General features: G+C 48.1%; 6 protein-coding genes and 2 pseudogenes. 3 read left to right on the forward strand and 5 right to left on the reverse strand.

Annotation, left to right across the window (positions count from 1 at the left end; genetic code table 11):
• The 3 genes and pseudogenes from BFF42_RS12145 to curA all read right to left on the reverse strand — a co-directional run.
• A partial coding sequence (locus BFF42_RS12145; RefSeq protein ID WP_001348782.1) for an IS1 family transposase occupies positions 1–155 on the reverse strand: 155 nt, incomplete at its 3' end.
• Positions 156–210: 55 nt separating this feature from the next.
• Positions 211–486: pseudogene (mcbR, locus tag BFF42_RS12150) on the reverse strand (colanic acid/biofilm transcriptional regulator McbR); the annotation flags it as partial.
• A 197-nt stretch (positions 487–683) separates the two neighbouring features.
• A complete protein-coding gene (curA, locus tag BFF42_RS12155; RefSeq protein WP_012421279.1) occupies positions 684–1721 on the reverse strand; it encodes an NADPH-dependent curcumin/dihydrocurcumin reductase in 1038 nt (345 codons plus the stop codon).
• A 180-nt stretch (positions 1722–1901) separates the two neighbouring features.
• Here curA and BFF42_RS12160 point away from each other — a divergent pair, with 180 nt between their 5' ends.
• Both BFF42_RS12160 and BFF42_RS12165 read left to right on the forward strand, forming a co-directional pair.
• A complete protein-coding gene (locus BFF42_RS12160) occupies positions 1902–2420 on the forward strand; it encodes a GNAT family N-acetyltransferase (RefSeq protein WP_001353827.1) in 519 nt (172 codons plus the stop codon).
• Entirely contained in the window at positions 2417–2866 is a 450-nt protein-coding gene (locus BFF42_RS12165; RefSeq protein ID WP_001076536.1) for a DMT family transporter, read from the forward strand. Before BFF42_RS12160 ends, BFF42_RS12165 begins: the two co-directional genes overlap by 4 nt.
• Here the strand turns inward: BFF42_RS12165 and ydcY are convergent, their stop codons facing one another.
• Both ydcY and ortT read right to left on the reverse strand, forming a co-directional pair.
• Positions 2867–3100: a DUF2526 family protein YdcY gene (gene ydcY / locus BFF42_RS12170; protein WP_000018633.1), complete on the reverse strand. Its 234-nt coding sequence runs from the start codon at positions 3098–3100 to the stop codon at positions 2867–2869.
• A gap of 85 nt (positions 3101–3185) precedes the next feature.
• Positions 3186–3360: pseudogene (ortT, locus tag BFF42_RS12175) on the reverse strand (orphan toxin OrtT).
• 194 nt (positions 3361–3554) lie between these two features.
• On the opposite strand from ortT, the gene yncL reads away from it, so the two are divergent.
• Positions 3555–3650 (forward strand): stress response membrane protein YncL, encoded by a 96-nt coding sequence (yncL, locus tag BFF42_RS12180; protein WP_001303494.1) that lies wholly within the window; start codon positions 3555–3557, stop codon positions 3648–3650.
• The last annotated feature ends 390 nt before the right edge of the window (positions 3651–4040 follow it).

The following is a 4040-nucleotide window of genomic DNA, read 5'->3' on the forward strand; positions in this document are numbered from 1 at the left end:
GTACCGGGCTGAGAGGCGGTGTAAGTGAACTGTAGTTGCCATGTTTTACGGCAATGAGAGCAGAGATAGCGCTGATGTCCGGCAGTGCTTTTGCCGTTACGCACCACGCCTTCAGTAGCGGAGCAGGAAGGACATCTGATGGAAATGGAAGCCACGCAAGCACCTTAAAATCACCATCATACACTAAATCAGTAAGTTGGCAGCATTACCCAGTTCGTAGCGGATCCGATTGATTTCGTCTAATTGACGTTTCCCCACTTCCGGAACTGTAAATGCTTGTGCAGGTGCGACAGAAAGCGCATTCACCGAAACCAGACGTAATAATGCTTCACGCACAGGTGTAATACTCATACCTAATTGCTCCGCCAGATTTTTAGTAATCAGGCGTGCGCCAGGTTTTAATGCGCCAATACTAAGCTGATGTTTCAGGTCGTTCTCAACCTGCAGAGTCAAACTGACATGTTTCATTTTTCCCATTCCAGGCATTTTAATTCCTTCGCGTGTTTTCTGTCCAACCCTGCCTGCACGGCAGAAGGAGTTCACCTGGTGTATTAAAGTGAATAATCATAAACCACCCACCTTTGTTGTTATTAGCAGCAGAACAATGACGTGGTTAGTTAATTAAAGCTGAAAATAAGCTTTTTGCCTGGATTTTTATGGCGGCTTACGCCGCCGTTGAAACTTTAATCATCACCCGCGACGCGGATCACCACTTTGCCGAAGTTTTTACCCTTCAGCAGGCCGATAAACGTCTGTGGCGCATTCTCTAAACCATCAGTAATATCTTCGTGGTAGTGGATTTTATCCTCTTTCACCCATTGCCCCATCTCCTTCTGAAACTCATGGATGCGGTGACCATAATCCTGAGCGATAATAAACCCTTGCAAGCGAATACGTTTTTTCAGCACCGTTGCCATCAACAGGGGTAAACGATCCGGACCGGGTGGTAGCTCTGTAGCGTTATAGCTGCTCACTAAGCCACAAACGGGAATGCGCGCAGATGTATTAAGTAATGGTAGCACTGCATCAAATACCTTACCGCCCACGTTTTCATAATAGATATCAATACCTTTTGGGCACGCTTTCACCAGTTGTTCGGCAAAATCACCCGCGTGGTGATCAAGACAAACATCGAAGCCCAGCACCTCGATAGCATGGCGGCATTTTTCCGCACCACCGGCACCCCCCACCACCCTGCAACCTTTAAGTTTGCCGATTTGCCCCACCGTTGCTCCCACAGGACCTGTCGCCGCAGCTACCACCAACGTTTCGCCCTCTTTAGGCTGACCGATATCCAGCAGCCCCATATAAGCGGTAAAGCCTGGCATCCCCAGCACACCCAGCGACCACGATGGATTTTGCGGATGATCGCCAAGTTTCACCAGATCATCACCACTGGATATGTCATAGTCCTGCCATCCACTGTAGCCCAGCACCCAGTCGCCAGGCTGATAATCAGGATGATTCGACTCCACAACATGGCTCACCGTGCCGCCGACCATCACGCCGCCAATATCAACAGGCGGTGAATAAGATGGCTCATCGCTCATACGTCCACGCATATACGGGTCCAGGGACAAATAAACTGTGCGCAGTAACACCTGTCCTTCACCCGGTGTGGCGACATCATCTTCTTCAAGACGGAAATTCTCCGGAACCGGTGCGCCATGTGGACGCGAGGCCAGAACCCAACGTCGATTACGCTGCTTTTGTTGCCCCATAATGCTCTCCTGTGCTTTTGGCATGAATCCATCAATAGTAGCAGGCTCACGGGATTGGTTTTGTTTGCAGCCGTCACATCCCCTCTGCAACACGCAATAATTTCATCGAGGAATCCGTTGCTTCGGGCTGTTTTCGATAGTATTGATAACATCATCATCATTATTTTATCGAGGCCAGACATGTCCATCCGTTTTGCCCGCAAAGCCGATTGTGCTGCCATTGCGGAAATTTATAACCACGCCGTGTTGTATACGGCGGCTATCTGGAATGACCAAACGGTTGATGCAGATAACCGCATTGCCTGGTTTGAAGCGCGGACCATAGCAGGTTATCCGGTGCTGGTAAGTGAAGAAGATGGCGTAGTGACGGGATATGCCTCGTTTGGCGACTGGCGTAGTTTCGATGGTTTTCGCCATACCGTGGAACATTCGGTTTATGTCCATCCCGATCATCAGGGCAAAGGTCTGGGGCGTAAATTGTTAAGCCGATTGATTGATGAAGCGCGGGATAGCGGGAAGCATGTCATGGTCGCCGGGATCGAATCGCAAAATCAGGCCTCGCTGCATCTGCACCATTCGCTGGGATTTGTCGTCACCGCACAAATGCCGCAGGTGGGCACTAAATTTGGGCGCTGGCTGGATCTGACATTTATGCAGTTGCAACTCGACGAACGCACTGAACCGGACGCGATTGGATGAATCAGTCGCTCACCCTTGCTTTTTTGATTGCCGCCGGAATTGGTCTGGTAGTCCAGAACACGCTGATGGTGCGCATCACCCAGACCTCCTCTACCATTCTCATCGCCATGTTGCTGAACTCACTGGTGGGGATTGTGCTCTTTGTTTCTATTTTATGGTTTAAACAAGGCATGGCGGGGTTTGGCGAACTGGTGTCCAGCGTGCGCTGGTGGACACTTATACCCGGCTTGCTGGGATCGTTTTTTGTCTTCGCCAGTATCAGCGGATATCAGAATGTGGGAGCGGCGACAACTATTGCAGTACTGGTCGCCAGCCAGCTAATTGGCGGTCTGATGCTGGATATCTTCCGCAGTCATGGCGTACCACTACGGGCGTTGTTCAGCCCAATTTGTGGCGCAATTTTACTTGTGGTTGGCGCCTGGTTGGTAGCCAGACGCTCATTTTAATCAGAGGATGGTGCCGCCTTTGGTTAACTGTTCGTGGCGCGCTTCCATATCTTCTTTATGCTTGCGACCGTGATGAGCAATAGCGGTGCGCAAACGCTGCTGCTGGGTGTAGCGATCTTCCCGACTTAACTCCGCGTCATCGCTCAGGGCGATTAATAATTCGTTCATATGGGCAATGACGCTCTCTTCAATCGCGGCATCCACGCGCGCGATGACTTCATCCAGATGCGACATACTTTCTCCTTAACCACTTGTGAAATTTATCGATTCATCCAAATGATATAAGTCTGCGTGGTGCCGTCAAGCCAGTGAGTAAGATTTAAAACAGTGAAAACAACAGCGCCACCGGGAAACTCATCGGCCATGTTGCCCCCACCAGAAAGGCGCTTAAGAAACGGATGCGTTTCTTATCGTGAGAAAGAAACCAGGTGATAAGAAATGCGATTGCTGCCATAACCGCATAAAAAAACAAGCATATGTTGATAGAGAGACATGTACGGGCGTCCAGCCAGATGAATAAAACGCGCGCAAATATGCGTCATTTTTTGACGTGCATCAAGTTTTTTCACCAGTTTGAGAAAAAATCATCAAACAGCAACTTGCCCTTATCCATCTTCAGAATGAGTATTATTGCGGATTTTCTTAATCCGTACTATACACATAGGGGCAATGATAAAAGGTGGCAAAAATGAATGTTTCCAGTAGAACTGTAGTACTGATAAATGTCTTTGCTGCTGTTGGTTTGTTTACTCTTATCTCTATGAGATTTGGCTGGTTTATTTGATGTAGTGATTTTGCACGCAGCACGTACTGTCAGAGAAATCAACTCTCTGACAGTACGCAAGATCTTCTCATACTCTCCAGGTTTACAACATTATCCTTAATATTTACTTCTTTTTGCTGGCATCTACATTGAAATGAGTAGAAAACATCCCCCTACTGTCGTCTATACAAACAGCTTACTGATTCAAACGGAATCTTGTTTTCACATTTTTCTATCATGAATACTTTATACGCGCGGGAGTCTATAAATGCTGAGGTAGCCTGAGTTTAACGGACACTCCTTCCTGAAATAGAATGGCATCAGAAGGAGCTAATAATGAGCAGAAAAAACCAACGTTACTCTAAAGAGTTCAAAGCCGAAGCTGTCAGAACGGTTCCTGAAAATCAACTT

The organism is Shigella sp. FC1661, assembly GCF_001712525.1.
GTDB classification, from domain to species: Bacteria; Pseudomonadota; Gammaproteobacteria; order Enterobacterales; family Enterobacteriaceae; genus Escherichia; species Escherichia coli.